Annotated in this window: 28 protein-coding genes and 1 pseudogene; 15 read left to right on the top strand and 14 right to left on the bottom strand. The window is 72.2% G+C overall.

Features of this window, described 5'->3' with window-relative positions; all coding sequences use genetic code 11:
- Positions 1 to 47 precede the first annotated feature (47 nt).
- The 3 genes and pseudogenes from AB0K52_RS18685 to AB0K52_RS18675 all read left to right on the top strand — a co-directional run.
- Entirely contained in the window at positions 48 to 695 is a 648-nt protein-coding gene (locus AB0K52_RS18685; protein WP_363533655.1) for a TetR family transcriptional regulator, read from the top strand.
- Complete coding sequence (locus tag AB0K52_RS18680; protein ID WP_363533651.1) at positions 692 to 1489, top strand: NAD(P)H-binding protein; 798 nt, start codon at positions 692 to 694, stop codon at positions 1487 to 1489. The genes AB0K52_RS18685 and AB0K52_RS18680 overlap by 4 nt, the downstream gene beginning before the upstream one ends.
- Positions 1490 to 1763: 274 nt before the next feature.
- Positions 1764 to 1910: pseudogene (locus AB0K52_RS18675) on the top strand (MerR family transcriptional regulator); the annotation flags it as partial.
- Here the strand turns inward: AB0K52_RS18675 and AB0K52_RS18670 are convergent.
- The gene (locus AB0K52_RS18670; protein WP_363533648.1) at positions 1891 to 2511 is read right to left on the bottom strand and encodes a helix-turn-helix domain-containing protein; all 621 of its coding nucleotides are present in this window, start codon (positions 2509 to 2511) and stop codon (positions 1891 to 1893) included. The pseudogene AB0K52_RS18675 and the gene AB0K52_RS18670 overlap by 20 nt on opposite strands.
- A gap of 37 nt (positions 2512 to 2548) precedes the next feature.
- Between AB0K52_RS18670 and AB0K52_RS18665 the strand changes: the two genes are divergently transcribed.
- A complete protein-coding gene (locus AB0K52_RS18665) occupies positions 2549 to 2875 on the top strand; it encodes a rhodanese-like domain-containing protein (RefSeq protein ID WP_363533645.1) in 327 nt (108 codons plus the stop codon).
- Between the two features lie 114 nt (positions 2876 to 2989).
- Complete coding sequence (locus AB0K52_RS18660; RefSeq protein ID WP_363533642.1) at positions 2990 to 3433, top strand: DUF2871 domain-containing protein; 444 nt, start codon at positions 2990 to 2992, stop codon at positions 3431 to 3433.
- Here AB0K52_RS18660 and AB0K52_RS18655 read toward each other — a convergent pair.
- Entirely contained in the window at positions 3430 to 4377 is a 948-nt protein-coding gene (locus AB0K52_RS18655) for an NADP-dependent oxidoreductase (RefSeq protein ID WP_363533640.1), read from the bottom strand. The genes AB0K52_RS18660 and AB0K52_RS18655 overlap by 4 nt on opposite strands.
- 157 nt (positions 4378 to 4534) lie before the next feature.
- Here AB0K52_RS18655 and AB0K52_RS18650 point away from each other — a divergent pair, with 157 nt between their 5' ends.
- Complete coding sequence (locus tag AB0K52_RS18650) at positions 4535 to 5152, top strand: cellulose binding domain-containing protein (protein WP_363533637.1); 618 nt, start codon at positions 4535 to 4537, stop codon at positions 5150 to 5152.
- A 160-nt stretch (positions 5153 to 5312) separates the two neighbouring features.
- Here AB0K52_RS18650 and AB0K52_RS18645 read toward each other — a convergent pair whose 3' ends face one another.
- From AB0K52_RS18645 to AB0K52_RS18630, 4 genes are all read right to left on the bottom strand, one after another.
- Positions 5313 to 5783 (bottom strand): OsmC family protein, encoded by a 471-nt coding sequence (locus tag AB0K52_RS18645; RefSeq protein ID WP_363533634.1) that lies wholly within the window; start codon positions 5781 to 5783, stop codon positions 5313 to 5315.
- Positions 5780 to 6964, bottom strand: a complete 1185-nt coding sequence (locus tag AB0K52_RS18640) for a winged helix DNA-binding domain-containing protein (protein ID WP_363533631.1) — start codon at positions 6962 to 6964, stop codon at positions 5780 to 5782. The genes AB0K52_RS18645 and AB0K52_RS18640 overlap by 4 nt, the downstream gene beginning before the upstream one ends.
- Before the next feature lie 5 nt (positions 6965 to 6969).
- Positions 6970 to 7782 carry an NAD(P)H-binding protein gene (locus AB0K52_RS18635; RefSeq protein WP_363533628.1) on the bottom strand — a complete coding sequence of 271 codons (813 nt, stop codon included), beginning with the start codon at positions 7780 to 7782 and terminating at the stop codon, positions 6970 to 6972.
- 133 nt (positions 7783 to 7915) lie between these two features.
- The gene (locus AB0K52_RS18630) at positions 7916 to 8341 is read right to left on the bottom strand and encodes an SRPBCC domain-containing protein (protein WP_363533625.1); all 426 of its coding nucleotides are present in this window, start codon (positions 8339 to 8341) and stop codon (positions 7916 to 7918) included.
- Positions 8342 to 8637: 296 nt separating this feature from the next.
- Here AB0K52_RS18630 and AB0K52_RS18625 point away from each other — a divergent pair, with 296 nt between their 5' ends.
- Positions 8638 to 9219: a pyridoxamine 5'-phosphate oxidase family protein gene (locus AB0K52_RS18625; RefSeq protein WP_363533622.1), complete on the top strand. Its 582-nt coding sequence runs from the start codon at positions 8638 to 8640 to the stop codon at positions 9217 to 9219.
- Between the two features lie 46 nt (positions 9220 to 9265).
- Here the strand turns inward: AB0K52_RS18625 and AB0K52_RS18620 are convergent, their stop codons facing one another.
- A complete protein-coding gene (locus AB0K52_RS18620; protein WP_363533619.1) occupies positions 9266 to 10393 on the bottom strand; it encodes an FAD-dependent monooxygenase in 1128 nt (375 codons plus the stop codon).
- A 160-nt stretch (positions 10394 to 10553) separates the two neighbouring features.
- Between AB0K52_RS18620 and AB0K52_RS18615 the strand changes: the two genes are divergently transcribed.
- From AB0K52_RS18615 to AB0K52_RS18600, 4 genes are all read left to right on the top strand, one after another.
- Positions 10554 to 12458, top strand: coding sequence for a GntR family transcriptional regulator (locus tag AB0K52_RS18615; RefSeq protein ID WP_363533616.1), 1905 nt, complete (start codon positions 10554 to 10556; stop codon positions 12456 to 12458).
- A gap of 74 nt (positions 12459 to 12532) precedes the next feature.
- Positions 12533 to 12847 (top strand): DUF4190 domain-containing protein, encoded by a 315-nt coding sequence (locus tag AB0K52_RS18610; RefSeq protein ID WP_363533613.1) that lies wholly within the window; start codon positions 12533 to 12535, stop codon positions 12845 to 12847.
- Positions 12848 to 12879: 32 nt separating this feature from the next.
- On the top strand, positions 12880 to 14013 hold the full coding sequence (locus AB0K52_RS18605) for a serine protease (protein ID WP_363533610.1): 1134 nt from the start codon (positions 12880 to 12882) through the stop codon (positions 14011 to 14013).
- A 12-nt stretch (positions 14014 to 14025) separates the two neighbouring features.
- Positions 14026 to 14151: a hypothetical protein gene (locus tag AB0K52_RS18600; RefSeq protein WP_363533607.1), complete on the top strand. Its 126-nt coding sequence runs from the start codon at positions 14026 to 14028 to the stop codon at positions 14149 to 14151.
- Positions 14152 to 14205: 54 nt separating this feature from the next.
- On the opposite strand, the gene AB0K52_RS18595 is transcribed toward AB0K52_RS18600, so the two are convergent.
- The 4 genes from AB0K52_RS18595 to AB0K52_RS18580 all read right to left on the bottom strand — a co-directional run bounded on the left by AB0K52_RS18595 (position 14206) and on the right by AB0K52_RS18580 (position 16893).
- Positions 14206 to 14877 carry a polysaccharide deacetylase family protein gene (locus AB0K52_RS18595; protein ID WP_363533604.1) on the bottom strand — a complete coding sequence of 224 codons (672 nt, stop codon included), beginning with the start codon at positions 14875 to 14877 and terminating at the stop codon, positions 14206 to 14208.
- Between the two features lie 106 nt (positions 14878 to 14983).
- Complete coding sequence (gene proC / locus AB0K52_RS18590; protein WP_363533601.1) at positions 14984 to 15775, bottom strand: pyrroline-5-carboxylate reductase; 792 nt, start codon at positions 15773 to 15775, stop codon at positions 14984 to 14986.
- Between the two features lie 100 nt (positions 15776 to 15875).
- Positions 15876 to 16367: a DUF1990 domain-containing protein gene (locus AB0K52_RS18585; protein ID WP_363533598.1), complete on the bottom strand. Its 492-nt coding sequence runs from the start codon at positions 16365 to 16367 to the stop codon at positions 15876 to 15878.
- A 1-nt stretch (position 16368) separates the two neighbouring features.
- Positions 16369 to 16893, bottom strand: a complete 525-nt coding sequence (locus tag AB0K52_RS18580; RefSeq protein WP_363533595.1) for a GNAT family protein — start codon at positions 16891 to 16893, stop codon at positions 16369 to 16371.
- 151 nt (positions 16894 to 17044) lie between these two features.
- On the opposite strand from AB0K52_RS18580, the gene AB0K52_RS18575 reads away from it, so the two are divergent.
- Together AB0K52_RS18575 and AB0K52_RS18570 are read left to right on the top strand one after the other, a co-directional pair.
- The gene (locus AB0K52_RS18575) at positions 17045 to 19078 is read left to right on the top strand and encodes a vWA domain-containing protein (protein WP_363533592.1); all 2034 of its coding nucleotides are present in this window, start codon (positions 17045 to 17047) and stop codon (positions 19076 to 19078) included.
- Positions 19075 to 20484, top strand: coding sequence for an extracellular solute-binding protein (locus AB0K52_RS18570; RefSeq protein WP_363533589.1), 1410 nt, complete (start codon positions 19075 to 19077; stop codon positions 20482 to 20484). The genes AB0K52_RS18575 and AB0K52_RS18570 overlap by 4 nt, the downstream gene beginning before the upstream one ends.
- 1 nt (position 20485) lies before the next feature.
- On the opposite strand, the gene AB0K52_RS18565 is transcribed toward AB0K52_RS18570, so the two are convergent.
- Together AB0K52_RS18565 and AB0K52_RS18560 are read right to left on the bottom strand one after the other, a co-directional pair.
- Complete coding sequence (locus AB0K52_RS18565) at positions 20486 to 21001, bottom strand: GNAT family N-acetyltransferase (RefSeq protein ID WP_363533586.1); 516 nt, start codon at positions 20999 to 21001, stop codon at positions 20486 to 20488.
- 40 nt (positions 21002 to 21041) lie between these two features.
- Positions 21042 to 22040 carry a hypothetical protein gene (locus AB0K52_RS18560; protein WP_363533583.1) on the bottom strand — a complete coding sequence of 333 codons (999 nt, stop codon included), beginning with the start codon at positions 22038 to 22040 and terminating at the stop codon, positions 21042 to 21044.
- A 179-nt stretch (positions 22041 to 22219) separates the two neighbouring features.
- Here AB0K52_RS18560 and AB0K52_RS18555 point away from each other — a divergent pair, with 179 nt between their 5' ends.
- Positions 22220 to 23326 carry a histidine kinase gene (locus tag AB0K52_RS18555; protein ID WP_363533580.1) on the top strand — a complete coding sequence of 369 codons (1107 nt, stop codon included), beginning with the start codon at positions 22220 to 22222 and terminating at the stop codon, positions 23324 to 23326.
- Entirely contained in the window at positions 23323 to 23985 is a 663-nt protein-coding gene (locus AB0K52_RS18550) for a response regulator transcription factor (protein ID WP_363533577.1), read from the top strand. Before AB0K52_RS18555 ends, AB0K52_RS18550 begins: the two co-directional genes overlap by 4 nt.
- Here the strand turns inward: AB0K52_RS18550 and AB0K52_RS18545 are convergent.
- Positions 23982 to 24677 (bottom strand): class I SAM-dependent methyltransferase, encoded by a 696-nt coding sequence (locus AB0K52_RS18545; protein WP_363533574.1) that lies wholly within the window; start codon positions 24675 to 24677, stop codon positions 23982 to 23984. The two genes, AB0K52_RS18550 and AB0K52_RS18545, sit on opposite strands and share 4 nt — an antisense overlap.
- Between the last annotated feature and the right edge of the window lie 121 nt (positions 24678 to 24798).

Below are 24798 nucleotides of genomic sequence, written 5' to 3'. Positions count from 1 at the left end.
CTAATTCAATTATCCGTTTGGTTGATTAATCTGGTAGCGTCTTCGGCATGGAACCGAAGAGGCCCGGTCGGCGCTCCCCCGAATCCGCGGAGCGGGTGCGGGACGCCGAGCGCACCAAGCGCCGACTCCTCGACGCGGCGCTGTCCGAGTTCGCCGCCAACGGCTACGAAGGCGCGCGCGTCGGGGCGATCGCCGCGCGCGCCGGAGTCAACAAGCAGCTCATCAGCTACTACTTCGGCGGCAAGGAGGGGCTGTTCCGCGCCATGACGCGCGAATGGCTCGACGACGAGCGCGACCAGGCCGGGCCCGACGTCCCCGCCGCCCAGGTCATCCGCTGGTACCTGCGCGACAACCTCGCGGACCCGCGCATCGGCCGCCTCGCCATGTGGCAGGCCCTCGGCGACGACCTCCCCGAGGAGGAGTCCGAAGAGGACGCCGAACGCGAACTGGCGCACATGCGCGAACGCCAGCGCAAGGGCGAGATCGCCGCCGACCTCGACCCGGCCGCCGTGCAGATCGCGCTCATGGGCATGACCATGGCCCCGGTCGTCTTCCGCCGCACCGCGAAGCGCCTCTTCGGCGTCGACATCGACGACCCCGACTTCGAAACCCGATACGGCGACACCCTGTCTCGCATCCTCGCGAGGCTCGCCGAGGAAACCGAACACCACCGCGAAAGGAACCCCGAATCATGACGATTCTGGTCACCGGCGCCCGAGGCGCCATCGCCCGCAATGTGATCGACCTGCTGCTCGCGGCCGGCACGCCCGTGCGCGCGGCCAGCCGCGTCCCCGGCGCGACCGACCTCCCCGCGGGCGTCGAGCCCGTGCGGGCCGACTTCACCGCGCCCGAGACCCTCGCGCCCGCTCTGGAAGGCGTCGAGAAGGTCTTCCTGTACGCCGCCCACGAGGGCATGGACGCGTTCGTCGCCGCCGCGCAGGAGGCTGGGGTGAAGCACGTCGTGCTCCTCTCCTCGGCCGCCTCCGCGGACGCGGACAACGAGATCGGCCGCAGCCACCTCGCCGCCGAGCGGCCGCTGGAGGCCTCCGGCATCCCCTACACCTTCTTGCGCCCGGCCATGTTCGCCACGAACTCCCTGTGGTGGGCCGAGTCGATCAAGCAGGAGGGGCTGGTGCGCCTGCCGTACCCGGACGCGCCGGTCAATCCGATCCACGAGCGCGACATCGCCGAGGTGGCGTTCACCGTGCTCACCGAGGACGGCCACGCCGGCCGCACCCATGTGGTCGACGGGCCGGGGCACCTGACCCAGCGCCGCCAGGTCGAGCTCATCGGCGAGGCGATCGGCCGCGAGATCGCCGTCGAAGAGCAGCCGCGGGCCGTCGCCGAGCGGTATCTGCCGGGCTCGCTGCTCGACATGCTCGCGGCGGGCTCGACCGAGGTGTGGGGTCCGACCTCCGAGGCCGTCACCGGCCGCCCGGCCCGCACCTACGCCGAGTGGACCATCGACCACGCCGACGACTTCCGTTAGACCGCAAGGAGACCAGGCCGCCTCCCGCCGAAACACCCCGGCGGGAGGCGCCGTCCATTGCGGCCGGGGTTTCAGGCCCGCCGGGCCCGCGCGTACAGGCCGAGCTGCAGCGCGCCCCAGGTCGCCTCGCGGCGAAGAAGCCCCACAGCACTTCCGGTCCGCCGTGCGCGTGGGCGTAGACCATCGAGCTCGGGAACAGGACGCGGGCGATGCCGTCGAACAGGCCATGGACCGCTTGGAGTCGAGCGATGCGCAGCAGCGCCCATACGGTGGGGCGCCGGATTCGGCCGCGGCGCTCTCGGCGCTGTTCGCCGAGAAGATCGCGGTCGTGGACGCGAAGATGGTCGGGCTCGCCGCCATGCGCGCGGAGCTCGCCGAGCGGGCGGCCGGCGGGTGCCCGCTCAACCCCGAGCCGCTGTAGTCCACATGCGATGGACGCCGTCCCTGATGCGCCGCTCCCCCAGTTCGGGCAGCAGGGCGGTCAGGTGCTCGGCGCCGAGCATCGCGAGGAGGGCGTGCGCGGTGTGCTCCGGGTCCTCGCCGCGCGGCAGGAGGATCGAGACGTGGCGGTGCCAGAACCGGTAGGCGCCGATGCGGTACCGCGCGCCCGGGCTCGCGGTCTCGGACATCCGCACCAGCGGCAGGTACGCGAACGCGTAGTCGAGGTAGGCGTCGGCGAAAGCGACCAGGCGCTCCGGTTCAGGCGCACCGGGTCCGAGCGGCGGCGGGCCGCTGAGGACCGCCTCCTGGAGGACGCGTTCGCGCGCGTCGAGCAGGGCCGCGGCGAGCCCGGCCTTGTCGCCGAAGCGGCGGAACAGCGTCCCCTTGCCGACCCCGGCGGCCGCCGCCACCTGGTCCATCGACACGGCCTCGACGCCGTGCTCGTTGAAGAGCCGTGCGGCCGCGTCGAGGATCGCGGCGCGGTTGCGAGCCGCGTCGGCGCGCTCCTTCGGCGGCGGAGTGCGAAGCAGCTCAAGCGGAGTTGCAGAAACGGACTGTGGTCCGTTACGATCGTCATGCACATCTGGACTATAGTCCATTTATCTGGAAGGCGAATCCATGACCGCACTCATCACCCGTGAGGACCTGCAGGCCGCAATGGAGCAGGGCACCGTGACGGTGGTCGACACCCTCGGCGGCGAGTACTACGCGAAGCAGCACCTTCCCGGTGCCGTCGCGCTCGCGCCCGACGACGTCGCCGCCCAGGCGGCGGCCGTGCTGCCCGACCGCGACGCCGCGATCGTCACCTACTGCTCGAACCCGGCCTGCGCCAACAGCGGCCAGGTCGCCGAGCGCCTCACCGCCCTCGGCTACACCAACGTGCGCAAGTACAAGGAGGGCATCGAGGACTGGACCGACGCGGGCCTGCCCGTCGAGTCCGCCTGAGCGCCGAGGCCGCCCCGCGAACCGGTGGGGCGGCCTTCCACTCGGCGCGGGCCGCTACGGTAGACCCGGCAACCCCACCGGCTACTCGAACCTCAACAACACCAAAGGAACCCCGTGAAGCTCCTCTTCAACACCGCTAACATCTACATGATCCTCGGCCTGGTCAGCGGCCTGTACTACCGCGAACTCACGCATCTGAGCCACTTCGAGGGCGAGACGCGGCTGAGCGTCGTCCACACCCACCTGCTCGCGCTCGGGATGCTGTTCTTCCTCATCGCCCTCGCCCTGGAGAAAGCCTTCACCCTCAGCGAGAGCCGCCTGTTCAAGTGGTTCTTCTGGGTCTACAACAGCGGCCTCGCCGTCACCGTCGCGGTCCTGACCCTGCGCGGCACCCTCACCGTGCTCGACGCCGCGCCCACCGGCGCCGCCGACTCGGCGCTCGCCGGCATCGCAGGTCTCGGGCACATCGTGCTCACCGTGGGCCTCATCCTGTTCTTCCACGCCATCGGGCACCGCATCAAGGCCGAGACGAAGACCCCTGCGGCGGAACAGGCCTAGGCCGACTCGATCGTGAGCACGGTCTTCCCGCGGGACAGCCCGGCCTTCAAGCGCGCCAACGCCTCCGCGGCCTCCTCGAGCGGGACCTCGAAGTCGATGCGGAACCGCAGTTGCCCGTGCGCCACCGCTTCCGCGAGGGACGCCAGCGTCGCGGGCCGGGCGTTCGCGTACAGGTTCGCGCCGCGCAGGCCGCGGGCCGCGAGCACCTCGGCGTCGACCGCGCCGTTCGAGGAGACGATGACCCCGTTCGGCTTGAGCAGCCCCGCGATCGGCTCGATCTCGGCAACGCTCGAGATGAGGTCCACGACCGCGTCGATGCCGCCCGGGTGCGCCGCGCGCACCTGGTCGGCCGTCGGCCCCTGCGTGAAGTCCACCGTCTCCGCCGCGCCGATCTCCCGCAGATAGCCGGCGGTGTCGGGGTCGGTGGTCGCGATGACCCGCACCCCCTGCGCGGCGGCGAGCTGCACGGCCGCCTGGCCGACCCCGCCCGACGCGCCGTTGACGAGCAGCGTCTGCCCCGGTCCCACCCCGGTGCCCTCCACGAAGTCGTGCGCCGCCGCGCCCGCCGTGGGCAGCGCCGCCGCGGTGTCGAACGGCAGCGCCGCGGGAAGGCGGGCCAGCTTGGCGGCCTTGGCGATCGCGTACTCCGCGTACGAGCCGCGGCCGTGCCGCACGTCCATGAACTGGCCGAAGACGCGCTCGCCGGGCTCGAATCCGGCGCCCTCCCCCGCCCGCTCCACCGTCCCGGCGCCGTCCGAGCCGAGCACGATCGGGAAGGCGTGCTCGACCGAACCGCGCATCGCCCCCTCGATCACCTTCCAGTCGAAGGGGTTCACACCCGCCGCCGCCAGGCGCACGAGCACTTCGTCCGGCCCCGGCTCGGGGATCGGCAGCTCGACCAGCGTCGGCTCGGTATCGAAATCGGTGACTACGACGGCACGCATGGCCCCGAATCTACACCGATCACACGCGCGGTTCAGCCGTTCGGCCCCGCGCAGCACGCCTAGTACGCTTCCTTCTGGCCCTGCACAATAGAGCCCCCGAGCCCCTGCCCCGGGGCGCCAAACCCCTGCATATCCGATACCTCTGGAGGAGTTCGCCATGCGCCCATGGATGGACCGCGCCGTGCGGCGCGGACGAATCCACGGCCGCCTCCTGCTCGCGCTCGTCGCGGTCGCCGCCTTCGCCTCCGCCGCCGCCGTCTGGCAGTTCAGCGCCCTCCGCGACGACCACGACCCCGATCTGGCCCAGTTCGACGACGACAGCGAGAGCGCCGCCGCCGACCCGACCTCCGCCGCGGACGGCCCCACCGGCGAGGCCCCGACCACGCCCTCCCCCGGCGTCTCCGCATCGCCCTCCGCGACCGCCTCGAGCAGCGCGCCCGCGAGCGAGGCCGCGAGCACCGCCGAAGCCGCCGTGACCGGTCCACAATGCACCGCTTCGCTGACGCTCGACAACGAATGGGACGACTCGGTGTCCGCCACGGTCACCATCGCCAACACCGGCACCGACCCGGTCGACGGCTGGGAGATCCTCATCGGCATCAAACACCTGACCGTGACCTCGACCTGGGGCCTCACCCACATCGAAGGCGAACGCTACGGCGACATCCTCTTCAACGCCGCCCTCGACCAGGGCGAGAGCGTCGACGCGAGCTTCCAGGCCGACGCGCAGGGGAACTTCGAGATCCCCCCGACCATCCCGTGCACGCCCGTCTGAGCCCCCCAGGGCCCGTCCAGTGCATCAGACCGGTCGCTATCCGGCCGTTCGGCCGCTCGCCGCGGTGTCGGCCCTCCCGATACCACCCCGGTATCGGGAGCGCCTTGCGAACGAACCAACGGACGCGGATGCCGCCGCTCCCTGATGCACAGGACAGGCCCTAGGCGACCTTGACCTGCGGCCGGTGGCGCACCGGGAAGTTCACCGAGTTCGCGATGAAGCAGTCCTTGTTCGCGTCGTGGTGCAGCTCCATCGCCCGCTCGACCTTCTCAGGGTCGGCGATCGTGACCACCGGCGCGAGGACCACCTCGGTGAAGCGACCGCCGTGGCCGTCCTCGGCCATCGTGCCGGTCGCGGTGTCCTCGTATGCGGTCACGACGAGGCGCTCGCGCGCGCACAGCGAGAGGTACGTGAGCATGTGGCAGTCCGCGAGACTCGCCACCAGCAGCTCCTCGGGGTTCCAGCGCTCGGGCTGGCCGCGGAACGCGGGGTCGGCGCTGGCCTGGATCACGGGCTTGCCCGCGACGACCAGGTCGTGGTCGCGTCCGTATTCGCGGTAGTTCGCGGTGCCCTTGCCGGTGTTGCCGGTCCAGCGCATCGTGATCTCGTAGTGGTGCTCGCGGCCGCTCATGGCCGGCTCCTTCCGGTTCGGGGGCGGGCTCGAAATCCTAACCGAGCCGCCAGCGCCACGGTCTGCCCTTCAGGCAGCCGCGGCCACCAGTGGTGGTAGCGGCGGTACACCTCGGGGTCGCGGTCGGCGAGGAACGCGGCGAGCGCTTCGGCCTCGGCGGCGAGGCCGGCCCAGTCGTCGTCGCTGAGCGGCCGGAACGCGGTCGCCTCGATCCCGGCCTCGGTGGCGCGCCAGACGCCGGCGGCGCGGCCGTCGACCAGGATCATCGGCAGCACGTCGCCGTTGTTGCGGATCACGTGGGCGCGGATGTCGGCCGGGATCGTGCGGCTGCGGTCGAAGTAGGCGAGGAACACGTTGTCCCACATGGCCATCAGGCGGAGCGGGGCGGGCGTCTCGGGGTCGGGGAGCGCGGCGTCGGCGAGGTCGAAGAGCGCCTCGCCGTTCGGCCCGTCATAGGTGCGGAGCCGGTCGCCGAGGGCTTTGACCGCGCGCTTCACTCTGCCGCGCTGCACCATCGCGAACTGGGCGACGTCGGGCACCGAGGCCGGGCCGAACCCGGAGAGGTAGCGGAGCACCAGGTTTCGGAGGGCCGCTTCGGCGGCGTCCTCGTCGCCGAGCGCCGGCCGGTCGGGCGCGGTGAGGTAGGAGACCTTCTCGTTGAACACCCACGGCCCGCCGAGCGGGACGCGCAGCAGCGGCGCGTACTGGCGGATGCCCGGCCAAGCGGCCTTCGCGGTCTCCGGATCGAGCCGTTCGGCGAGCCAGGCCTCGCACTCGCGGGCGGTGCGGACCTCGGCGGTGAAGTCGAGGAGGGCGACCGAGAGCGCGGCGGCCTCGGCGGCGGGGAGGCCCGCTTCGGCGATCCGCCCGCCGAGCCGCGAGGCGTACAGGGACGGCTCGGTGGCCTCCCGGAACGGCCGGTACTCGGCGGCCGCGACCGCGTGCAGGGTCATGCGGACCGGGTTGCCGCGCACCAGTTCGTACGAGGTGAACGCGGCGTCGAGGTCGGCCGCGTCGAAGCCGGCGACGCGGTTCCACAGCCCGATGTAGGGCGAGGCCGGCGACTGGGCCTGGACGGCGACGGCCGAGCGCACGGCGGCGACCACGTCGCCGGGCCGGCGTTCCAGCAGGGACTGGCGGTCGAGGGTGGCGCGGTTGAGGTGGGCGGCGGTGAGCTGCATGGGGATCAGCGTCGCAGGTACTCGGCGAACGACAGCGGGCGCGTGCCGCCCAACCGCTCGACGTCGCCCGGCGCGGCGGCGAACCGGGCCTCGCGCACCGACCCGAACATGCTCGCGTAGGCCTCGATGAGCCAGTCCGGTTCGCCTTCGGCGGCGAGGCGGGCGCGGTAGTCGGCGTCGTCGACCGCCCGGTACCGCACCGGTCTCCCGAGCGCTTCGGTCGCCGCGGCGGCGATCTGGCCGCCGGTGAGCGCTTCGGGTCCGGTGAGGTGGACGACCCCTTCGAGACGGGCGACCGCGGCGGCGGCCAGCGCGCGGGAGACGTCTTCGCGGGCGACGAGTGAGGTGCCTCCGTCGCCGAGCGGGAGGGCGAGTTCGCCTTCGGCGCCGGTGAGCCAGGTGTCGGCGAAGAAGTCGGCGAAGACGGAGGTGCGGGCGAGGCAGTGCGGGCGTCCGGCGAGGAGCGCTTCGGTCTCCTGGTGGCCGGGCGAGTAGTAGAAGCGCGAGTCGGGGGCGATGTCGAGGATGCTCGTGTAGACGATGTGGACGTCCGGCGGGCAGGCGGCGATGACGTTGCGGTGGTGGCGGGTCATCGTCTCGGCGGTGCCGTCGCTGGAGACCATCACGAGCGTGTCGAGTCCTGCGGTGGCCGCGGTGAGGGACTCGAGGTCGTCGTAGTCGGCGTGGCGGGCGGCGACGCCGGGGGCGACGGCTTCGGGGCGGCGGGCGAGGGCGACGAGGTCGTCCCGGCCCTGGGCGAGCAGGTGGCGGATGACGCCCGAGCCCACGCCTCCGGTCGCTCCGGTGATGCCGATCATGTTGGCTCCGTTCAGCGTTCGGCCCCGGTCGCGGGTCGCGGCCGGGGCGGTGCGCCGTCAATTGTGCCGGAGCGGTGCGAGGGCGCGCCGGGACCGGGTCCTGCCCGGTCCGGCCCCGGCGCCTCCGCGGGGATCAGGCCTGAGCCTTCTGGAGGTAGGCGATGCAGGAGTCGAGGAGCATCTGGCTGCCTTGCTTGGCCATGTCGTGCTCCTCTTTCGTGGAGCAGGTCTGCGAGATGGTGAGGCGGGTGCGGTCGTCGCCGAGGTCGACCAGGTCGAGCCGCATGACCTCTTCGCCGCCGGGGACGTCCATGCCCATGAGGAGCAGTTCGTGCTCGACGACCTCGATGTACCGGCCGGTGATGGGGAACTCCTGGCCGTCGGGGGTGACGACGGTGCCGGTGTACCGGCCGTTCGGGGTCGGGTCGATCGAGACCGAGCCGGGCTTGGAGTAGCTCCAGGCCTCGTAGGGCTGCTCCTCGGTCCAGGCGGCCCAGACGGCGGCGATGGGGGCGTCGGCTTCGGCGGTGAGCGTGTAGGTGTGGCCTTCGGCGGTCATCGGGATCTCCTTGGTCGGTGTGTTTCGGTGTACGCCCGTATAGACGACGGCCACGCCGCGGATTCATCGCGGCCGCGACAAGCATGCTCGGGTCCGCCGCCGGCGGTGCGGCCCATGGAGGGGTACGACGCGGTCGATGGCTGCCTCGACCGCGTTGTGCTCGCGTTCGTGCGGCGAGACCGCGGGCGGACGGTGGTGCAGTCCGCCCGGAGGGCGGGAAGGCGGTTGCGCCGAATGTGAGGCGGGCGTAGCTTCGAGCGCGATCGTTTCGGAGCGTGGGAGATGAGGCTCGGGCAATGGGAAAGACGTACGACGCCATCGACGGCCGCCTGCGGGAGTTCATCGAGGCGCAGCCGGTGTTCTTCGTGGCGACCGCGCCGCTCGCGGAGGACGGCCATGTCAACCTCTCTCCCAAGGGCCACAACGGGTCGCTGAAGGTGCTCGATGAGCGGACCGTGGCATACCTGGACTTCGGCGGGTCCGGCGCGGAGACGCACGCGCACCTGCGCGAGAACGGCCGCATCACCCTCATGTGGTGCGCGTTCACCGGGCCGCCGAACATCGTGCGGGTCCACGGCACCGGCGAGCCGGTCTACCGGGACGACCCGCGGTTCGAGGAGCTGATACCGCTGTTCGCGGAGGCGGACGGGCCGGGCGTGCGCGCGATCATCATCGTGCGCGCCAAGCGCATCGGCGACACGTGCGGCTTCGCGGTGCCGCGGATGGAGTACCAGGAGGAGCGACCGCTGCTGCGGCAGTTCCTGGGGCGCAAGACCGACGACGAGTTCGCCGAGTACTGCGAGTCCAAGGAGTACAACGTGAACAGCATCGACGGGCTTCCGGCGCTGCCGTTGCCACTGCCGCCGCGCAGCAGCTGAACGACCGGGCCGCACCGGGTTTCGGTGCGGCCCTTCGTTGCCGCTGCTAGTCGATGACCGCGTCCAAGTCGATCGCGTCCTTCGCGGCGTCCGTGCGGGCGGTGCGCTCCTCCGGCGGCGTGGTCTGCGGGTCGAGGAGGGCCAGCGCCTGGTTGACCTCGACGAAGGGGCGCATGCGGCGCTCGTAGCGGGCGAAGGCCCGTTCGTGGCCGTCGGCGCGGCCGAGTTCGAGGGCGAGGACGTACGCGCCGACCATGGCGAGGCTGGTGCCCTGGCCGGAGAGGGGCGCGGCGCAGTGGGCGGCGTCGCCGAGGAGGGTCACGCGCCCTTCCGACCAGGTGTCCATTTTGATCTGCGCCATGGCGTCGAAGTAGAAGTGCTCGGCCTTCCACATGCGCTCGATGAAGCCGGGGACCTCCCAGCCGAAGCCGGCGAGGCGGTCGGCGACGAGCCGCTTCTGGGCGTTGACGTCCCGGTGGTCGTACTCGAGCGGCTCGGGTGAGGCGAAGCCGAGGTAGATGCGCAGTTCGGCGTTGTCGCGGACGGTCATGACCGCGCCGCCGTCGGTCCCGTCGTTGAACCAGGTCTGCCAGTGGTCGAGGCCGAGGTAGTTCTCCTCGGTGAAGACCGAGAGGTAGGTGCCGAGGTGGTGGCTGTACCGGGCCTCGGGGCCGAAGACGAGGCCGCGGGTGTTGGAGTGGAGGCCGTCGGCGCCGACGACGAGGTCGAAGCGGCGCGGGGCGGCGTGCTCGAACTCGACGGTGACGCCGTCGACGTCTTGGCGGATCGCGGTGATCGAGTCGCCGTAGAGGTGTTCGACGCCGTCGATCTCGGCGTGGACGAGGTCGACGAGGTCTTCGCGGAGGATCTCGATGTCGTCGGATTCGAGGCTCCCGGAGGAGAGCGCGAACGTCTCGGAGCGGAAGACCTCGTTGCCTTCGGGGTCGACCATGCTCATGCCGTTGGCGTGGTTCGCGAGTGCGCGGGCCTTCGTCTCGAGGCCCATGCGGCGAAGCACACGGAGGGCCGCGCCGCGGACGTCGACGGCCTGGCCGCCGCGGCGCAGGTGCGGGGCGCGCTCGACGATGACGGGGGTCATGCCCTGCTCGCGGAGCCAGTAGGCGAGGGTGGTGCCGGCGACGCTGGAACCGGAGACGAGGACGGTGGCGTTCATGGGGTTTCCTCCGAATACGTTGTATCTGCTGTCTTGGACCAACTTAGAAAACTTGGCTCTGAACTGCGAATATGTCCTCAAACTGCCCTAGTACAGGCGGGCGTCGGCCGGTGGGACGCGGTTAGGATCTGTCGTAGTACAGACCGAGGGAGGGGCCGCCGTGGCCGAACCGGCCGAGCCGCCGTACGTCCGCATCGCCGCGGAGCTGAGCAGGCGCATCACCGACCGGGAGCTGGCACCCGGGGACAAGGTGCCGTCGACGCGGCAGGTCGCCCAAGAATTTCGTGTGGCGCTTGCCACAGCAGCGAAGGCGTTGGACGTGCTGCGCGCGGAGGGCCTGGTGATCACGCGGCCGCGCTCGGGCACGGTGGTCGCGCCGCGGCGCGGGGGCAGGGCCGGGGAGCCGGCCGCGGAACTCACCCGGGAGCGGGTCCTGGCCGAGGCGATCGCGATGGCCGATGCCGAAGGGCTGGAGTCGGTCTCGATGCGGGCGGTGGCGGGCCGGTGCGGGGTCGCGCCGATGTCGCTGTACCGGCACGTCGAGGACAAGCAGTCGCTGCTGCTGCTCATGGCCGACGGCGTCTACGGCTCAGCCGAGTTCGAAGTGGACGGCGCCGCGCCGTGGCGGTCGCAGGTGGAGTCGATCGCGCGGCGGCTGTGGCGGCTGCACCGCGCGCATCCGTGGCTCGGCGCGATCAGCCCGCTCACCCGGCCGCTGCCGCTGCGGAACCTGGTCGCCATGGGCGACAAGCTCCTCGGGGCGCTCGAAGCGCTGGCACTGCCGCCGCTGCTGCACTTCAATGTGCACGTGCTCATCTACAGCCACGTGGTGAGCCTGGCCTCGACCATCGACCACGAGGACGCGGCGGTCTCGGAGACCGGGCTGAGCGCCGACGAGTGGACCGACCTCCAGTGGATCCAGCACAGGGTGGACGAGCGGTTCATGGCCGAACTCCCGCATTTCGCGCGGCTCTTCGGGCGGCTCGGCGCGATGGCCGACGGCTACGACATGGACCTCGACGACCTCTTCGAGCTCGGCCTGGGGCTCATCCTCGACGGGGTCGAAGCCCTCGCGCAACGCACGGCGGGCAGTCCGGAGTTATATAGGGAGACCACACCCGAGACACCTCCAGGAGCACCCGTGTCAGACCTGCACGTCGTCCTCGGCGCCACCGGCGCCATCGGCAAGGCCGTCACCGCCGAGCTCATCGCGCGCGGCCGCGAGGTGCGCGCCGTGAGCCGGAGCGCCGAAGGCCCGCAAGGCTTCCGCGCGGACATCACCACCGCCGAGGGCGCCATCGCGGCCTGCGCGGGCGCGGCGGTCGTGTACCAGTGCGCGCAGCCGCCGTACGCCGAGTGGGCCCAGGAGTTCGTGGGCCTCACCGACACCGTCCTCACCGGGGTCGAGAAGGCCGAGGCGCGGCTCGTCATGGCAGACAACCTGTACATGTACGGCCCGGTCGACGCGCCCCTGACCGAAGACCTGCCGTACGCGGCCGACTTCCCGAAAGGCCGCGCCCGCGCGCGGGTCGCCGAGATGATCCTCAACGCCCACAAGGAGGGCCGCGTCCGCGCCAGCCTCGGCCGCGCCTCCGACTACTTCGGACCCGGCGGTGTCAGCACCGTCCTGGGGCCCCAGATCTTCGCCGCCGCCGCGGCCGGGAAGACCGCCCGCTGGGTCGGCGAGCCCGACGAGCCGCACACCGTCGCCTACCTCCCCGACCTCGCCGCCGGGCTCGTCGCCCTGGGCGAGCACCCTAAGGCCGACGGGTACGCGTGGCACCTGCCCGCCGGCCCGCCCGTGACCGGCGACGAGTTCCTCGCGCTCGTGTGGAAAGCCGCCGGCGGCAGACCCAGGAGCGCCTCGATCGGGCGCGGCGCGCAGCGGCTCATCGGCCTGTTCAACCCGGTCGTCAAGGAGCTGGGCGAGACCTGGTACCAGCGCGACCGCCCCTGGGTCGCCGATGACACCGCGTTCCGCGCCGCCTTCCCCGACCACGTCAAGGTCACGCCGCACGAGGAGGCCGTCGCCGCGACCCTCGCCTGGTTCAAGCAGCGGGTCTGATAACGCAGAAACGCCCCAGACCGCCCGAAACCCTCCGTAGACTGCGCAGACTCACCGTCTGCATTGGAGGCGTCATGACGCAGGACTACGGGCCGGGCGCGCCGGTCAGCGTGCCCCGCGAGATGAACGGCCTGGCGATCGCGTCCTTCGTGCTCGCGATCGTCGGGTTCTGCTCGCCCCTGGGCGTGCTCGCGCTGATCCTCGGGTACGTCGCGAAGAGCCAGATCAAGTCGCGCAACAACTCCGGCAGCGGCCTCGCCACCGCCGCGATCGTGCTCGGCTGGATCACGCTGCTCGCGCTCGCCGCCTTCGTCATCGCCCTCGTGCTCGGCGGTTGGGACACCTGGATGGACCGCTGGGACGAGTACAAGCGGGACAACGGCTACTAGAGCGCGACACGCGGGGAACCGGAGCTTCCACCTTGCAGACCACTGCCACCATCGCACTGACCACCACCGCACTGCTCACCACCGCGCTCGCCTGGGCGCCGCCCGCGGCCGCCGCCGAGACGCCGTCATACCGGTCCGACCAGATCGCCCAGCGCGAGACCGCCGACCTCGACCTCGCGCCCGGGCAGGCGCAGACGATCACGCACACCGAGGCGGCCTTCATCAAGATCCGCTTCGACGAAGTCGCGCTCGGGCCGCGCGACACGCTCACCGTCGCGAGCGCCGACGGCGGCGAATCCCATGTGTACGGCGCCGCCGACGTGACGGACGGCGGCCTGTGGTCGCTCTCGGTCGAAGGCGACAGCGCCGCCGTGGAGCTGCACGACGCCGCGGACGGCACGACCGCGACCGCGCACGTCGCCGAGTACTCCCGGGGCCTCACCGGACCGGAGCTCGCGAGCCGCCCGAGCGCGGTCCCCACCGAGAGCATCTGCGGACGGGACGACACCCGGAACGCCGTGTGCTACAGAGACTCCGACCCGGTCGCATACGGCGCGAGCCGGTCGGTCGCGCGCATCATCATCGAGGGCGAGTCGTTCTGCACCGCCTGGATCGCCGGCCCGGACCGGCTGCTCACCAACAACCACTGCTTCGAAACGAGCGCCGACGCGCGTGACACCGAGGTCCAGTTCGGGTACGAATGCGTCAGGTGCGCCGGCGGCCGGACCCGCGCGCCGCTCAAGGTGAGCGGCGCGAGGGTTTTGGCCACCGACTACAAGCTCGACTTCACGCTGTTCACCGTCGCCGACCCGGCCCTGATCGCGCACCTGCCGGCGCTGCCGCTCAGCGCCGAACCCGTCGAACTGCACGAGAAGATCTTCATACCGGAGCACCCGGGCGGACTGCCGCTGCGGATCGCCTCGGAGAGCTCCGCCGAACCCGGCGGGTACGGCTCGCGGTGCCTCGTCGGCGACGAGCGGCGGCGCGGGCGCGGCGTCGGCACCGACTTCGCGTACCTGTGCGACACCGAGGGCGGCTCGTCGGGATCGCCGGTGGTCAGCCGCGACACCGGCCGCGTGGTGGGCCTCCACCACTTCGGAGGGTGCCCCAACCAGGCCGTGCGGATGGACCTGGTGTACCCGCGGATCGCACCGTACCTGGACTGACGGGAGCGTCGCGTGAGCGAGACGGCGACTGAGGAGAGCGCGGAGCCGACCGCGCCGGAACGGGACCGCGGCGGCGCGCCGCGCGCGGTCCGCGCAGTCGCGGCGCTGCTCATGCGCCGCAAGCGATCGGAGACGTAGCGGCCGTCCCCCTCGCGTCGCAGGACGAGGAGGACGGCCGGGAGCGCGGAAGTGCTACGGGGCGGGGCTGCACTTCGGGGTGATGCCGAAGTTGTAGCCCTTCTCGATCAGCTGCGGCAGCGCGATCTCCAGCGCCGCGACGGTCTGCGAGCGGTCGCCGCCGCCGTCGTGCATCAGGACCACGTCACCCGGGGTGGCCCCGAGCAGGACGTTCACGATCGCGTCGACGCCGGGGCGGGCCCAGTCGCGGGTGTCCTCGTTCCACATCTGCCGCTTGAGGCCCGCGGCGGTGGTCGCCGCGTCGACGGTGCTGTTGTAGGCGCCGTACGGCGGGCGGAAGCAGTTGACTTCTGCGCCGTGGCTTTCGAGCAGGGCCTGGGAGCGGCCGATCTGCGAGTCCATCTGCGCGCGGGTCAGCGTGGTCATGTCCGGGTGGTCCCAGGTGTGGTTGCCGAGCGCGTGGCCGGCCTCCAGGACGGCCTCGACCCGCGCGGGGTCGCGCTGGGCGTTCTGGCCGATCATGAAGAACGTGGCCTTGGCGTTGTTGGCGGCCAGGACCTCGAGGATCCGGTCGGTGTTGGTGCCGCCGGGGCCGTCGTCGAAGGTGAGGAAGATGGTGCCGTTCCAGGGGTCGTCCGCCTGAACCGTCCCCTGGACGGTTTCCTGGGCGTTCGCCGGGGTGACGACGAGGAGGGAGCCGATGATCGCAGCAGCGACGGTCAGCATGAGACGAATATGTTTCACCCGGCCATGGTGGCCCGAGATCCCTTGTGGCGCAACGAGGGAGTTATCACCTCAATCCCGGGCAACCAGAGGGCGGCCCCAGGGCGTATCAGCCCCCGGGGAGCTCCCCGCCCCGCTCGGCCGCGGCGGCCACTGCCGCGCGGATCGCCTCGTCCACATTCGACCCGTCGAGCGATTCGAGCGCGGCCTCCGTGGTGCCGCCGGGCGTGGCGATCCGCTCCAGGAGTGCGGCGGGCGGCTCGTCCGAGTCCTGCAGGTGCAGGCACGCGCCGAGGAGCATCTGGTCGACCAGGACGCGGGCGGCGTCGGCCTCCATGCCGCCGTCGACGGCCGCGCCCGTCATCGCGTCCGCGAGGTAGTACAGGAACGCCGGACCCGAACCGGCGACGGCAGAGATGATATCCATCATGGACTCGTCGGCGGTCACGGTGACGCCGATGCGGTCGAACAGGTCCTCGATCTCGGTCAGGTCGGCGCCCTCGGTCGCGGCCAGCGCGGTGGCGGCGCGGCGGGCGCGGGCGGCGATGTTGGTCATGGCGCGGACGGCGGTGATGCCCTTGGGAAGTCGCTCGGCGAGCCTGGCGAGGGGGACGCCGGCGGCGAGGGAGACGACGATCGCGTCCGGTTCGAGGTGGGGCCCGATCGCGGCGAGGAGCGGCCCGACGGCGACGGGCGGGACGGCGACGATGACGACGTCGGCTTCGGCGACGGCGCTCTGGTTGTCGGTGCCGACCTCGACGCCGTAGGTCTCGGCGAGCTGGGCGGCCCGCTCGGCGGGCAGCGCGGTGGCCCAGATCTGGGCGGGGGGCAGGCCGGAGTCGATGAGTCCGGCGAGGACGGCCTCGCCGAGCTGGCCGACGCCGAGCAGCGCGATGTCCATGTCCTCACCTCCGTGTCAGCGCCCCACAGCCCGAAATCTACGGGCCGGGCCTTCAGGGTTCCGGCTTTCGGGGGAAATGCCGGTTATGTACGTACTGTGGTCAGGGGCGCGCGCAGGCGTCGCGCATGGCGTTCGCGAACCGGTCGGTAGCACGCGACTGCAAGAACCGGGCGACGGGCGCGCCGAGCCGCGCGGCGGCGGTGCCCGGCTCGGAGAAGGACCGCAGGGTGAAGCGGACGCGGCCGTCGACGGCTTCGAGCATGAACGCGGCCTCGCCGCGCTCGGGGTGGCCGGGCATGGTGCCGTAGCCGAAGCCGGCGAACTCGGGGCTCTCCTCGGCCCACACCACTTGGCAGGGTATGCGGAGGAGTCCGGCGAAGCGGAGCCGCACCTCGACGCCGGGGGCGGCGCGGTCGGCGGTGGCCTCGGGGTGCAGGCCGCAGCGCTCGTGCAGACGCCAGGTCATGAGAAAGTCGGCGGCTTCGGCGAGGGGCGCGTCGAGGTCGACGGTGCGCGTGAGGTGGCGGTACCCCGACGGGAGCGGGCCGGTGCGGGTGGCGCCGATTTCGGGGTAGTTGACCTTGGACGCCATGTCAGCCCCTCTCCGGGTTGAGGACCTGGAAGAGCAGGTGGTCCTGCCATCTCCCGGCGATCTTGAGGTAGCCGGGGGCCACGCCGATCGGCTCGAAGCCGTTGCGCTCCAGCACTTTCTGGGAGGCCTTGTTGTCGATGAGGGTCTCGGCCTGGATGCGGGAGAGGCCGAGTCCGCCGAAGGCGATGTCCTTCACGAGGCGCACGGCCTCGGTCGCGACGCCGCGCCCGGCCGCGGACTCGGCGACCCAGTAGCCGGTGCTGCATGAGCGGAAGTAGGGGCCGCGCACGATCGAGTTGAGGAAGATCTGGCCCACGAGCCGGCCGCCGTCCTCGATCGCGTAGGTGAGGCCGGTGCCGGCCTCGGCGCGGGCGAACGCGGCCTCGATCTCCCCGCGCACGCCCTCGGCGGTGAACGCGGCCTCGCCCCGGTCGGGCTCCCAGGGCGCGAGGTAGTCGCGGCCTTCGCGGCGCAGGGCGGCGATGGCCCCGGCGTCGTCGAGCGCGATGGGGCGGATGGTGATCATGCCTTGATTCTGCACGTTCGCGGTTCGGACGGGGGTACGGGTGCGGACATCGACCGCCCCCGATGGGAGCGTGGTTGCGGCATACTGTTCAGCATCCTTCCCGGACCGCCCTCCGACGACACTCCACAGCGACACGGCAACGGAGCCACCAGTGGCCGCACCAGCACCCGACCGGAACGACACGACCGAGGCAACTGAAGACGAGGCGTCCGCGCCGCCCGCAGGGGGGCCGGACCCGAAGGCCGTGCCTGCGCAGGCGGTGTACCTCGGCGGGGCGGCGATGACCATCGGCGGCCTGCTCGGGGCGCTGATCCAGCTGCTCATCGGCGCGGTGCCGCAGCCGTGGAGCACCGTGCTGATCGCCGTCGGGATCGTCATCATCATCGTCCAGCTCCTGTGGAGCCTCGTACCGGTCAAGGACGGCAGGCGCACCGCGAGGTCGACCGGCTTCGTCGTGATCGCCGTCGCGGTCGCCTGCGCCTTTCTCCTCGGCTTCATCCTGCACCCCATGGTGCTGCGCTTCTACCAGCAGTTCGGCTCCTGCGGCGATCCGGTGGAGCTCACCGTCCTCGTCCCCGAGGACGGGGCCGCCTGGTTCCAGGAGTCGATCACCGAGTTCAACCGCGAGTACGGCGAAGGCGAGTGCCGCGCGGCGAACGTGACCGCCTACAGCGCGCCGTGGCCCGAGGCCGAGAAGGCGATGGCCCAGGGCTGGCAGCCGCCGCCGGACGGCGAGGAGGACCGGCCCTTCGAGGCGCTGCGCGATGTCGGGCCGCGGCCCCACTTCTGGATCGCCGAGTCCCAGACCCAGGTCGAGCTCGCGGACGAGCTGCTGGGCGACCCGGCCTCGGGGGTCAACTACGAGGTCTTCGAGCCCAAGGACGCCGAGCCGATCGGCCGCACGCCGCTGGTCCTGGCCGTGCCGGAGGCCGTCTTCGACACGCAGGGGTTCAACGGCGGGTCCCCGACGACCGACCGGCCGCTGCACGAGCTCATCAACGAGCTCGACGACGCGTACGGCACCCCGGTGCTCAGGTCCGACCCGGCCGTGTCCACCACCGGGCTGCTGTTCTTCCGCGCCCTCTACGACCACGGCTCGGCCGCCCTCGCCGAGAGCCGGCTCGCCGACGCCGCCGCGTCGACCGGGATCGCCTTGTCCCCCAGCGACACCGGTCTGCTGTGCGAGGTCGCGCGCTCCCAAGGCGCGATCCCGTACGCGGCGGTGCTCACCACCGAGATGGCGCTGGCGCACTACAACACCGGCAAGGCCCTCGGCGACGACTGCCCGGGAGCCGACGACACGCGGTCGGGACTCGTGCCGGTGTACAGCACCGGCCTGGGCTCGCTCGACTACCGGGGCGTCCGCCTCGACTGGACCGGCGACCCCTGGGACGAGCGGCGGACGCGGGTGGCCGACGACCTGCAGTCCTGGCTCGCGGGCGAGAGCGGCGGGGCGAACCCGGAGTCCCTGGGCATGCGCAGCGAGGACTACGAACGCGACGCGCTGGCCGGCGACTACCGCTTCGACACGGCCTTCGACGCCGAGTCCGATCCGCTCAGCGCCGCCGAGTTCCACGCGTTGCAGGCGGACTACGGCCGCAGCCGCCTGGCGACGACCGTGCTGCTCGCCGTGGACCGCTCGGGGTCGATGAACGAGGAGGTGGGCGGCGGCCGGACCCGCTTCGAACTCGCGACCGACGGCGTGGTCACCGCCCTGGACTATCTCGGCGTGAACCCGCAGGACCAGGCGGCCCTGTGGACGTTCCCGGTCTCGGGGTCCGGCTCGCACGAACCGGTGTTCGACATGACCGCCGACCCACCCGAGGATGTGGCCGAGCGCTTGCGGGCCACGCCGACGAGCGAGGGCGTCGACCTCCACCAGACCGTGGTCGACGGCATCGCCGAGCTCGACGCCGCCGGTCTGGACGACGGCTCGAACGCGATGGTGGTCATCACCGACGGCGCCGACACCGACGGCTCCGGGACCACCGCGGGCGAAGTGCGGCAGCGGCTCGCCGAGTCCCAGGCGACGCTGTACCTGATCGCGGTCGGCGACGCCGCCTGCCGGTCGGCGACCTTCGCCGCGCTCGACGAGGACCCCCGGGTCACCTGCCTCGAAGCCGAGGAGGAGCAGATCTCGGCGACCTTCGACGGCCTGTTCAACCAGTTGTGGAGCGGACGATGACCAGGCGGTTCTGGCCGAAGCTCTCCCGGCGGACGCTCCTCGAAGCGGTCGGAGGCGCAGCGGCCGCGGGCGCGGTCGGCGGCGCCTACTGGCTCGGCCGCCGAGAGCCCGACCGGGACTGGGAAGACCTCGACGGGAGGCCGCTGCAGCTGCTCGCCTCCCGCGACGAGACCGCGAACGGCCAGCGCCGGCTCCTCATCGAGCAGTGGAACGAATGGCACCCCTCGCATCAAGTCGAGATGGTGGAGCTGCCGCCGATCGCCGACCTCCAGTACACCGCGATCCACGCGGCGCTGCAGTCCGAGGACCCGGGCGTCGACGTGGTGGAGCTCGACGTCCCCTGGGTGGCCGAGTTCGCGGCGGCGAAGCGCCTCGAACCGCTCGACGGGATCGACACCGGCGCTTTCCTGGAGCGGCCCGTGGAGGCCGGGCGGTTCGAGGACGAGCTGTACGCGCTGCCGTTCAACACGAACGTGGGCATGCTCTACTACCGCAAGCACATCGACACCAAGTCGAGTCCGGACTACCGCAGCGGCGTCTTGACTGAAAAGGAGGCGCAGGGGATCCGGACCTGGGGGGACCTGCGGCAGACCATCGGCTGGATCCTGGAGCAGGGCAACACGTTCACCGGCGGCATCGCGATGCAGCTCGCCCCGTACGAGGGGTTCACGGTGAACGTCTGGGAGTACCTGCTGGCCAACGGGGTCGACGTCGCCGAGGACAACGGCATGATCGACTTCGGCCCGCGGTCCGAGGCGGTCGGCCTGCTCGGGCACTTCTGGGACGACCTGTGGGAGCCGGTGGCGCCGGGCAAGTACACGGTGCTCCAGGCCGCGGTGCAGCACAACGAGGACGAGTCGCTGGCCGCGTTCCAGGCGGGCCTGACCCCGTTCCTGCGGCACTGGCCGCAGGCGATCCGGACGCTGGAGCAGTGCGAGGCGTTCGCGGCCGCCCCCGCCGTCGACGTGCCGTTCGAGGTCGGCGTGGTGCCGATGCCGGGCGGGGTGCTGGGCGGCGGGAGCCTCGCGGTGAGCGCGTACTCGAAGCGCAAGCACGTCTCCCGCGCGCTGATCGAGTTCCTCGCCGGCCCGACCAGCCAGCAGCTGCTGTTCGAGCGCGGCGGGTTCGCCGCGGCGCGGCCCGAACCGTACTTCGACGCGATGGCGCAGGTGGCGAACGAGGTGAAGGACGGCGGCTGCGAAGCGGTCGGCGGCCCGCGGCGCGAGGCCGAGGCGATGCACGAGGCGCTGACCGGCGAGGGGACGGGCCAGCGGCCCGAAGTGGAGCGGTACACGCAGTTCAGCTACGCGTTCCGCGACGAGCTGCACGGGAAGCTCGCGGACGGCGACGCCCCCGATTTCAGCGGCCTCGCCGAGCGGCTCGAGCGGGCCATCGAGGGGAAGTGAGTCAGGCCCGCAGGTCCAGGACGTGCCAGTCGAGGACCCGGCCGTCGGGTTCGCTGCGGCGCTGGAGGAACGTGAAACCGGCGCGGGCGGCGACCGCAGCTGAGCGGGTGTTCTCGGGTTCGCAGCGGATGACCGCCTCCGTGCAGCCGATCGTGGCCGCGTAGCCGCAGGCGAGGCGCACCGCGCGGGTGGCGAGGCCCCGGCCGCGCCAGGGCGGGTAGAGGCCGTAGGCGAGGTTGGCCTGGCGGTCGCGCAGGTAGTAGAGGCCGGTCTGGACGTCGAGGGTGCCGGCGAGGGGCAGGTCGGGGAGGACGCGGATGCCGAAGTTGTGGAAGGGCCCGCCCGCGCGCCACCAGCGGGCGCAGCAGTCGAGGTAGTCGCGCAGGCCCTCGGGGGTGGCGGGGTCGCCGCTGAGCCAGCGCACCATCTCCTCGTCCTCCCCCGCGTAGTGCGCCTCGAAGTCGGCGGGCCCGAGCGGGAGGAGCGTGACCGTGCCGTCGGTGAGCTCCGTGTCCATGCACCCAGCGTCGCGCAGTCTGCGCCCTCCCGCAACGGATTCAGCGGGTGCGGCGCAGCGCCCACCAGCCGAGGATGACGACGAGGAGCACGGCGGCGGTGTTGTGCCCGTACTTCGCGACCGGGTCCACGTCGCCGAGCGGCACCGCCAGGAAGCCGGTGACGGCCTGCGAGAGCAGCGCGCCGACCGCGAGCGCGGCGACCTGGCGGCGGCCCCACGCGGTCGAGCGCGCGAAGTACGCGATGCCGAAGCCTGAGGCGCACAGCAGGGCCAGGGAGAGGGCGACCCAGGTCCAGGTCTCGTACATGCCGAACGCGAACACCACGAGAGCCGACCCGGCGATGAGCGACCACAAGGGAGGGATGCGGCGCTCGACGCGATCGGCCTTCCTGCGCCCGAACAGGAACGCGCCCGCGATGAGGGCCAGCGCCACCGCGCCGGCGCCGATGAGCTGCCCGGCGGAGGCGTGGTCGGTCTCGGTCTCGTAGTGCCAGTCGAGGACCGTCCAGGCCCCGGCAAGGTAGAGCAGGGCCATGACGGCGAGGCCGAAGGGCCGCAGCCACGGCCGGTCAGCGGATCGCGCGCCAATGCCCTCGACGAGCGCGATCGGCGCGGCGAAGCTCATCACCATGTGCCCGAAGACGAATGTGAGGGTGGAGGACGCGGCGATGCCGAGCGCGGGGATCCAGGTCGGCCCGACCAGGTCCTGCCAGTAGTCGATGCCCCGGTAGTCAGTGGAGAACATCGACTGGTCGATGATCCCGGCCTGGACGACCCCGAGCGCGGCGGCGATCGCGAGGACGCCGCCCCAGCCGAGGCCGAAGCGGCGGGCGGCCTCGCGCAGGAGCACCGCGGGGGCGCCGTACAGCGGGACGAAGACGAGCAGGCCGGCGAGGAGCGCCAGGACGTTCCCGGTGGTGTCGTCGTAGCCGACCAGGCTTTCGGCCGCGATCGGCGAGAACACGAGGAGGGCGGCCGCGAGCGCGAGCCGGACCCGGCCGACGCGCGGCGGGGCCGCGAGGGAGGTGGTGGTTGCCATGCCTTCGACGCTATGGGCGCGGGCGGCGGCGGCGCATCGGTGCTCGGTCGCGATCGGCCCGCCGAAGGCATCGCGTCGCGGGCGCGCGGCGCGACCGAGGGAGCGCACGGGCCGACGAAAGTATCGGATCGGGCGGGGAGGCTCGCCGCGCGGGCGGGGGGGCGGATAGGTTCGGGCCCATGAGCGGCGGACGAGAGCGGCGCGGGGCGCGCGGCCTGGCGGTGGACCTGGGCGTGCTCGCGGTCGGCGTGTTCTTCTGGATGTACCTCGCCGGGGAACGCATGAACGCCGAGATGCCCTCGCCCCCTTGGCTGTTCGACGTGGACATGCTCACAGGGCTGCTCGCGCTGCCGCTGCTGTGGCTGCGGAGGCGCTGGCCGACGCAGGCGGCCGTGGCGCTCGTCGTCGCCTCCACGTACGCGGAGACGATCGCGTTCCCGCTGCTCGTGATGCTGTTCTCGGTGGTCGTGCGGCGGCCGCTGCGCACCGCGGCGTGCGTGTACGCGGGCGCGCTCGCCGCCGCGGTCGTGTACAGCCTCCTGCGGCCCGAGGAGCTGGGACTGCTCGGCGGCCTCGCGTTCGCGTTCGTCGTCTACGCGGCCGCCGCGGGCTGGGGCTTGTTCGTGCGGTACCGGCGCCAACTGGAGGCCCGTGCGGCCCAAGCGGAGCGGGACGAGCGGGAGCGGGCTCGGCAGCGGGCGCGCGACGAGCTCGCCAGGGAGCTGCACGACATGCTCGGGCACCGGCTGTCGCTGCTGAGCCTGCACGCGGGCGGCATGGAGTACCGGCCCGACGCGCCCGCCGAGGAGCTGACGCGCGCGGCGGGGGTCGTGCGGGAGCAGTCCCAGCTGGCGATGCGGGATCTGCGCGAGATCATCGCGATCCTGCGCGCCCCGATCGGCGAGCTGCCGCAGCCGACGATGGCGGACCTGCAGGCCCTCGTCGACGAGGCCCGCCCGGGGATGCGGATCGAGCTGACCGCCGACGTCGAGGGCGAGGTGCCCGAGCGGACCGGGCGCACGGCGTACCGGATCGTGCAGGAGGCGTTGACGAACGCGCGCAAGCACGCCGAGGACGCACCGGTCGAGGTCACTGTGGAGGGTCGGGCCGACGAGGGCCTGGCGGTGACCGTGCGCAGCGGACCGGGCCGGGACACCGGTCCCGGTTCGGGGCACGGCCTCATCGGGCTCGAGGAGCGGGCCGCGCTCGCGGGCGGGCGGCTGGAGTACGGGCCGGCGGCCGACGGCGGCTGGCGGGTGCACGCGTGGCTACCCTGGACCGCATGAGCGAGCCCGTGAAGATCCTGGTCGTGGACGACGATCCGCTGGTGCGCGCCGGACTGCGCCTGATCCTCGGCGGGGCCGGGGACCTCGACGTGGTCGGCGAGGCCGGCAGCGGCACGGACGTGCCCGGGCTCGTGGCGCGGCTGCGCCCCGACGTGGTGCTCATGGACCTGCACATGCCCGGGATCGACGGGCTGACCGCGACCGAGCGGCTGCGCGCGGCCCCGAACGCGCCGGAAGTCCTGGTGCTCACCGCGTTCGAGGCCGACGGGCACGTGCGGCGGGCGCTGCGCGCCGGGGCGGGCGGGTTCCTGCTCAAGGACACGCCGCCCGCCGGCATCGTCGCGGCCGTGCGCCGGGTCGCGGCGGGCGAGCCGGTGCTCTCGCCCGAGGTGACGCGGCGGCTCATCGGCATCGTCGCGGGCGGCGCGCCCGCGGACAAGCGCGGCGAGGCCAGGGAGCGCTTGGGCGCGTTGAACAACCGCGAGACCGAGGTCGCCGTCGAGGTGGGCCGCGGCAGCTCGAACGCGGAGATCGCGGCGGCCCTGCACCTCAGCGTGCCCACGGTGAAGACGCACGTCTCGGCCGCGCTGAGCAAGCTGGGGCTGAACAACCGCGTGCAGCTCGCGCTCCTCGTCCACGACGCCGGGCTCGCCGACTAAGGTCGGCGCAGCGCCACGGCGAGGAACGACGGCCGGGCGTTGAGCTTCGCGAACGCCTCCGCGTCGACGGCCTCCAGGGCGGGGACCGGGCGCGGTTCGGTCAGTCGCTCGAGGACGAAACCCGCTTCGAGCAGTTCGCCGATGAAGCCTTCGACCGTGTTGCGCTGGAAGTGGATCGGCGGCAGACCGGCACCGACGTGCAGGTCGACCCAGTCGTCGGCGAAGTAGGAGCCGCCGAAGTGCTTCCAGTCGGCGGCCGGGTGCGTGGTCGATACGAGGAAGCGCCCGCCCGGCCTGAGGACGCGGAAGACCTCGCCGAGCAGACCGGGGCGGTCTCGCAGGTGGTGGACGACGAGTGCGCTCAGCGCGAGGTCGAACGAGGCGTCGGGCGCGAAGTCGAGCGGCCGCTCCAGGTCGTGCAGCCGCAGCTCGGCCCGGTCGCCGACCTGCTCTTTCGCGGCGGCGAGGAGTTCGGCGCTGCCGTCGATCCCCACGACCTCGGCCCCGCGTTCGAGGAGCGCGGCGGCGTAATGGCCGGCGCCGCAGCCGACGTCGAGGAGCCGCTGCCCCGCGACGTCCCCGGCGAGCTCGAGCATCGCGGGCCGGTCGATGTAGGCGTTGTACGCCCCGGTCGCGGAGTGGGCGGCGAAAGCGACGCCGAGCGCGCCGTGATAGGCGGTGTCCTGAGGCATCGGGACAGTATCCGCGGACCGGGCGCGGCGGCGCCAGCGCTTTAGCACTGCGCCGCGGGCGCGCCCGGCACATCGTCCAAGGGGCGAAAAAAGGGTTTGGGAGCGGCATGGGCGGCCGGTA

The organism is Glycomyces sp. NPDC049804 (genome assembly GCF_040674615.1).
Taxonomy (GTDB): Bacteria; Actinomycetota; Actinomycetes; order Mycobacteriales; family Micromonosporaceae; genus Glycomyces; species Glycomyces niveus.
The sequence above is the reverse complement of the archived record's forward strand: the minus strand, read 5'-3'. Positions and strand labels throughout refer to the sequence as shown.